Raw genomic sequence first — 5,929 nt, forward strand, 5'->3', positions numbered from 1 at the left:
TTAGACCAAAATAAGACTTGTCTTATTGAGGCAACGGCCAATGAGACGGGAAACCTCGAAGACGAATAAAACCGTCCTTGAGTTGAGTTGTGGTTGGGAAGCCCCAACTTCAGCGAAGCAAGTTGGGGTACTTCACGCGAAAATAGATTACTATCATAATAATAAGCAACCCATAGAGTGACTGTGCCTATGGGTTATTTGTTTGCCTAAATAGTTTATTAAAAGGAAATCTTCATGTTGATGGGACTACCCACCTGGTTAACTCCAAGTCACGGGATTATACTAGCATTATTATTAGGTTTTGCTGTTGCTCACAGTGGACTGGCCGCTTTACGATCTTGGGGAGAGGAAAAAATTGGGGCAAGATTGTATCGAGTTTTTTTTGCTCTGGTGAGTATTCCTTTTGCCACTATTTTAATTATTTACTTTTTTAATCATCGCTACGATGGGTTAATGTTATGGCAAGTTCAAGGCATTCCTGGGGTAAAAGGAGTGGTTTGGGTGTTGTCTGTTGTCTCTTTTTTGTTCCTTTATCCAGCTACTTTTAATCTTCTAGAAATCGCTGCGATCGCTAAACCTCAAGTCCATCTTTACGAAACCGGTATTTTAAGAGTATGCCGTCATCCCCAAATGGTTGGACAAGTTATCTGGTGTATTGCCCATACGTTATGGTTAGGGACAACTTTTACATTAGTAACTTCTTTAGGTTTGATTGCTCATCATATATTTGCGGTTTGGCATGGGGACTATCGCCTCAAAAAACGTTATGGAGATGCTTTTCTTAAGGTTAAGGAACGAACTTCTATTATTCCCTTTTTAGCCATCTTACAGGGTCGTCAAACCTGGGAATGGCAAGAATTTTTACGTCCTGCTTATGTCGGTGTTTTAGGATTTGTGGCTTTATTTTGGTGGGGTCATCCTTGGTTAATGCAGGTGACAGCTAAAGTTCCTTGGTAACTGGAATCGAGAATTTATAATTCAACAAAATAGCGGAAATTTCAACTCTAGAAATTTCCGCACTATCTTCAATTAAGCATTTATAAAAAATAGCTTAAGATTCAGTTTCCTCACGGGTTTGAATGTATAAAATGAGTAGGAATACAGTGGGAACAAGCACAAAAAGAATAGTCGCAATAAAACCAAGATCGTTAACTTCCATGGGTAATAGCCCTCTATGTTATCAAATCAAAACAACAACTTTTAGAATATCATCACAACGGGCAATGACGGCAATAACTCCTGTTGATTATTTTGGCTTAGTAACCACTGCTATGGGGCCGTTAACCAGAGTTTGACAAGCAAGACGGTAATTATCAGGCTTTTTCTTGAGAACTCGTTGTTCAAAATCGGTACGAGGAGAGAGATTTTGCATCCCCTCAGTAATTTCGACAAGGCAAGTAGCACACTGTCCATAACCACCACAGTTTGTCAATTTACCCTTGAAGGTATAAATATCAACTTTATTTTGTAAAGCTTTTTCCCTTAGGTTAGCCCCTTGTGCTGCTACAACCTCTTTATCCTCTTTAACAAATTTAATAGTCATCTGCCCTCCTTGGATTACGCCGATTAATAAAACAATTATTACTTATAATGTTAAGAAATTATAAGCAATTTGGTCATAGGATTCAAGAGTTGAGACAGCACATAACCTAGAAAATTAATCAAGGGTCGGGTTTACCTTATTTCAAAGAGACGATTATCAGGGTAGTTACTCACTGATCGTTGTAAGTTATTTAGGGAACGATTATAGTTGATAATTGCTTCTAGAAAATCCCCTCTGGCCTGGGACAAATCCCGTTGAGCATTAATGACATCCGTTTGAGTGCCAACACCAGCCTGGAAACGTAATCTTGCTAGTCTTAGCCCTTCTTCACGGGTTCTGACATTGGCACTGGTACTGTCAATATTTTCCCGGTTAGCAATGGAGTTATAGTAGGCTGTTTCAACTTCAAGGCGAATTTCATTACGAATATTAGTAAATTCAATAGTTGCCCGGTCTATGCCTCGATTTCCTGCTCTAGCCCCGGCAAAAGCCCGCCCACCATCAAATAATCGCCAAGTTAAACGAGTTTCAAAGCGCCAATTCGGCAAAGCCCCCACACCGTCATCAAAGTCATCGTCAAAGCCATATTGAGCGACAAAATCTAATCGTGGAGTAATTCCGGCAAGGGCAATGCGAACGTCTTGTTCACTAATTTCCCGTCGTACTAGCTGTTGTTCTAGCTCAGCACGGTTTTTGTAAGCTTGGACAATGGTTTCTTCAAGGGATAGGTTCCAGGTTGGTGATTGTCTAATTTCATCAGCCGCCACCAATTCAACCTGTTGTCCCAGACTCAGGGTTTCTGCTAACTCACGTCGTGCTATTCGTTGATTAGCAATACGACTGGTCAATCTTTGATTGGCTGTGGCTAAATCCCCTTCTGCTCGCAATACATCAAATCTTGTTCCTAAACCCGCTTGTTCCAATAATTGAGCGTCCCGTAGGGTTTGGGAGGCATTTGCTACATCAGCCTGTGCAATAGCGACTTGAGCATCAGAATTTTGTAATGAATAATATCTGTCAGTGGCTTCTTGACGGACATTTTCTGCAATTTGTTCTAATTCTAACTCTTCTCTGCGGATTTCCCGTTCTGCCCTTTTGATACGGCCATCTCGTTCCTCGCCAGCATAGATATCTTGGCGTAGAGATACATTAAAAATCCCCGTGGTTTCCGATGAGTCAACCACAATATCAGGACCACCAGTAAAGTCACCGGTTTGACGTTCAATAAATTCACGGTTGAGTCTAGAGTCGATATCTAGGGTTGGATAAAGGGCTGCCCGCTCTACTACTAAGCGAGCTTCTACCTCTTCGACTTCAATACGGGCTTGTTGTATTTCCCGATTATTTTGTAAGGCAAGGGCGATAACTTCATTTAAAGTTAAGGGTTCATTGATATCAATTTCTACGTCCTCTGGTTGACTAGGACGTAAGAGGGGATTCCCGTTAGGATTAAGGTTATTGGGGGGTAGTTGTTGGAGAATGGGTTCTGAGTTTTTCTCAGGTGTTTCAGATGTGCCAGACTGCGATAACACATTTGGGGGGGAGTTATTTCTTTTCCCAGTGGCAGTTGAGATATTTTTCGTGTTTTGGGAGGAAACAGATGACTCTTGCATCTGTTTAATATCAGTAACACGGGGTTGAGAGTTGTCAGGGTCTAAACTTAATTTTTCAGCTTCTGATTTTCCTTCTAGAGAAGACACCGTTTGCGCTGTTAGTCCTGTATTCCAGGTTAATACTGCTAACAGACTTACACTCACACACACACAATAACGTAGAACAAACATAGTATTTATTAAAAATTTTTAGTCAAACAACTAAATGATAATCCAAAGGAAAAAGTGAGGGTTGAGCTAGGGAAATTTAAGGAACAAAATTTCTTGTGTTATGATCAAATGCTTTTATCACAGACACAATCAACTCAACTTGAACTCAACTTATATTAGCATTTTGTTTTGTTAGTTTTAAAGGAAGAATTAATTGTTTGTTATTCAGACTTCTTGGAAGTCCCTACGTTATTTTGGTGGAGACTTTACCTGAGAACTAGGTAGAGAAGGGCGCGGTTTTAGCTTGGGTTTATCTACCTTACTTTCGATGGTTGGTTGATTAAGTTCTGTTTCTGTAGTTATGACAGAGGGAGAACTCTCTTGGGATATTGATTCTTCTACTTCTGAGGCATTCTGTTTAGGAACAGAGATAGAACTCTCTTGAGATAGTGATTCTTCTATTTCTGAAGTATTCTGGTTAGGAACAGTGGTTTGAGATACAGACTGTTCGCTGGGAACTTCATCAGGAATACTCTTATTTTCTTCTTCTTTTTCAACTTCGACTGTTTGGGTAGTAGTGGTTGAAGAATCAATTGAGGCTATAGATTCTTGGGGTTTTTGGTCTTCAACAGTTGTGGTTTCTTCTTTAATAACTGTTTGGGTTTCAGTAGATTCTTTTTCGCTGTTATCTTCTCTAATATTTTCATCTAGATTTCCCTTACCATTAATATCCCAGGAAATATTTTGTTGAATTAAAAAGGTTATTTTATCCTCTTCTTCAGAGGTTAACTCTCCGGGTTGTCCGGTTAATTCCTTATAAATTTTGATATATTCAGCGGCAGAGCCATACCAACTAAAATCTTGGGTCATACATCTTTGTTGCAGTTTCGTCCAATCGTCTTTAAAACGAAATCCTTCCCAAGCACGAATCATGCAGAACAATAATTCCAAAGGATCATAGTGATCAAAACAATAACCGGTTCCTTCCTCTTTAATGGGATCATAAAAACTCACTGTATCTTTTAATCCCCCTGTGCGTCGAACGATAGGAACACAACCATAACGCATGGCAAATAGTTGACTGATGCCACAAGGTTCAAATCGAGACGGCATCAAAAATACATCGGCTCCAGCAAAAATACGGCGGGACAAGACATCGTTATAAAGAATTTGCACCGATACACGGCCAGGATAACGAGCAGATAATTGCCATAACTGATTCTCATAATAATGATCCCCACTGCCCAAAACCACTAATTGTGCATCGGTATGAACCAGAAAACGGTCTAAGACTTGAAGGATTAAATCAATTCCCTTTTGTTCCACTAAACGAGTCACCATACCCATCAAAAAGGCATCTTGATTGATTTCTAGTCCCGTTTCTTCTTGCAGGCCAGTTTTATTGGCCAGACGATTTTCTAGGGTGTAAGGGGTAAAGGTTTGATGAATAAATTGATCCTCAGCCGGATTGTACAATTCCATGTCAATGCCGTTGAGAATTCCTACCAAATTATGGCTAAAGTGAGACAATAAGCCATCGAGTCTTTCTCCATAAGCTGGAGTTTGAACTTGTTCGGCGTAGGTTGGAGAAACAGTGGTTATCCGTCCTGCAAATTTTATTCCTGCCACCATGGAATTATCTCCGTCCATATACCAAGGACACCAAGTATTATGTTCGAGAAAACCACGGCCTGGCCCTTGATAAGCTAAATTATGTATGGTGAAAACAGTGGTAATATCGGGGGTTTCGTGCATCCAAACAGGAATCATGCCGGTATGCCAGTCATGACAATGGATGATGTCTGGTTTCCAGCAATTCCAAGCGAATTCTGCTGCTGCGTTAGAAAAGAAGGTAAACCGCCAATATTCGTCATCTCCATAAATACGGCGCGGAGAAAAGCTATGGTGTTTCAGTAGGTAAAGGGGAACATTACTCTTGGGAAGAGTGGTTTGATACACCGAAAAATCTTGGGACATAGCATGGGAATTCCAGATCGCTTCTGAGGGAATCTCTACCTTATCGTCGAGAAATCCATAATAAGGCATGATAATGCGGACATCATACCCTAATTGATGTAAAACTTTCGGTAAGGCTCCGATAACGTCTCCCATTCCCCCAGCTTTGGCCAATGGAGCTACTTCTGCCCCTACAAATAAAATTCGCATCTCAATACCCTCGCTTCCCTTGCTTGCCACTCTATGATTTTGACATACTATCCCCATTCAGAATAGATGGGAGGTTATTTTTTTTTATAGTATTAAAAAACTTTACCTACAATGTCGGATGAATGCCACCGCTACATTTTTCGAGCTAAATACTCACCAAAATTAGCGGGGGATGAAATTCGACCAATAAATAAATTAACGCAAAGCAACGATTTTAATTCTAGAGTTTTTATGTAAACTATGTTATAATAAGTGCATCCAAGGTCGAAGGTTAATAAATGCTAGTTGTAGAAGCTAAACTTAAAAACGGAACACCACAGCAATACCAGAAACTAGATGAAGCCATTATAACATCTCAGTTTGTGCGTAATACCTGTGTCCGTTATTGGATGGATAATAAGGGAACAACCCGTAATGATCTCCAAAAACTTTGCTCTCAATTAGCTAAAAATAAAGA

At 40.1% G+C, this 5,929-nt stretch carries 4 protein-coding genes and 2 pseudogenes; 2 read left to right on the forward strand and 4 right to left on the reverse strand.

The genetic code is table 11. The features are described 5' to 3' along the window. The first annotated feature begins 240 nt into the window (after positions 1-240). Positions 241-957 (forward strand): NnrU family protein, encoded by a 717-nt coding sequence (locus tag QNJ66_RS25510; protein ID WP_300511474.1) that lies wholly within the window; start codon positions 241-243, stop codon positions 955-957. 94 nt (positions 958-1,051) lie between these two features. On the opposite strand, the gene psbM is transcribed toward QNJ66_RS25510, so the two are convergent. The 4 genes and pseudogenes from psbM to glgA form a co-directional block, all read right to left on the reverse strand. Continuing rightward, a complete protein-coding gene (psbM, locus tag QNJ66_RS25515) occupies positions 1,052-1,159 on the reverse strand; it encodes a photosystem II reaction center protein PsbM (RefSeq protein ID WP_009546127.1) in 108 nt (35 codons plus the stop codon). Between the two features lie 87 nt (positions 1,160-1,246). Beyond that, a complete protein-coding gene (locus QNJ66_RS25520) occupies positions 1,247-1,543 on the reverse strand; it encodes a 2Fe-2S iron-sulfur cluster-binding protein (protein ID WP_300511475.1) in 297 nt (98 codons plus the stop codon). Between the two features lie 131 nt (positions 1,544-1,674). Continuing rightward, a complete protein-coding gene (locus tag QNJ66_RS25525; RefSeq protein WP_300511476.1) occupies positions 1,675-3,327 on the reverse strand; it encodes a TolC family protein in 1,653 nt (550 codons plus the stop codon). Positions 3,328-4,068: 741 nt separating this feature from the next. Further along, positions 4,069-5,472: pseudogene (gene glgA / locus QNJ66_RS25530) on the reverse strand (glycogen synthase GlgA); the annotation flags it as partial. A 278-nt stretch (positions 5,473-5,750) separates the two neighbouring features. Between glgA and QNJ66_RS25535 the strand changes: the two are divergent. Continuing rightward, a pseudogene (locus tag QNJ66_RS25535) lies at positions 5,751-5,929 on the forward strand (RNA-guided endonuclease TnpB family protein); the annotation flags it as partial.

Origin of the sequence: Crocosphaera sp., assembly GCF_030064895.1 — a bacterium.
Taxonomy (GTDB): Bacteria; Cyanobacteriota; Cyanobacteriia; order Cyanobacteriales; family Microcystaceae; genus Crocosphaera.

Bases quoted from the DNA above. Each gene is read 5' to 3' on its own strand.
- QNJ66_RS25510 (WP_300511474.1), top strand. From the start codon at position 241: ATGGGACTACCCACCTGGTTAACTCCAAGTCACGGGATTATACTAGCA.
- QNJ66_RS25525 (WP_300511476.1), bottom strand. From the start codon at position 3,327: ATGTTTGTTCTACGTTATTGTGTGTGTGTGAGTGTAAGTCTGTTAGCA.
- QNJ66_RS25520 (WP_300511475.1), bottom strand. From the start codon at position 1,543: ATGACTATTAAATTTGTTAAAGAGGATAAAGAGGTTGTAGCAGCACAA.
- psbM (WP_009546127.1), bottom strand. From the start codon at position 1,159: ATGGAAGTTAACGATCTTGGTTTTATTGCGACTATTCTTTTTGTGCTT.